Origin of the sequence: Ostreibacterium oceani, assembly GCF_009362845.1 — a bacterium.
In the GTDB taxonomy this organism is placed as follows: domain Bacteria; phylum Pseudomonadota; class Gammaproteobacteria; order Cardiobacteriales; family Ostreibacteriaceae; genus Ostreibacterium; species Ostreibacterium oceani.
The window spans coordinates 1-281 of sequence record NZ_WHNW01000036.1 but is presented as its reverse complement, the minus strand read 5'-3'; the positions used below and the strand labels follow the sequence as shown (position 1 = coordinate 281).

Sequence of the window (281 nt, the reverse complement as noted above, 5' to 3'; positions counted from 1 at the left end):
CCTGCACGGCCTTCGTCAAGTAGCTTACGGAACATCTCAACACCCGTACACGTCGTCTTTGTCGTATCCTTCATGCCAACAATCTCAATCTCGTCGCCAACCTTGATGATACCCGTCTCAATACGACCCGTTACCACCGTGCCACGACCTTGAATAGAGAATACATCTTCTACTGGCATCAAAAACGGCTTGTCTGTATCACGCTCAGGCTCAGGAATATAAGCGTCCATCTCAGCAACCAAACGCTCAATCGAAGGCACACCAATCTCAGACGTGTCGCC

At 50.2% G+C, this 281-nt stretch carries 1 protein-coding gene; it reads right to left on the bottom strand.

Translation table 11 applies throughout. From position 1 onward, the window contains the following. The coding region (locus tag GCU85_RS09880) for an EF-Tu/IF-2/RF-3 family GTPase (RefSeq protein ID WP_268965747.1) at positions 1–281 on the bottom strand (281 nt) is incomplete at both ends.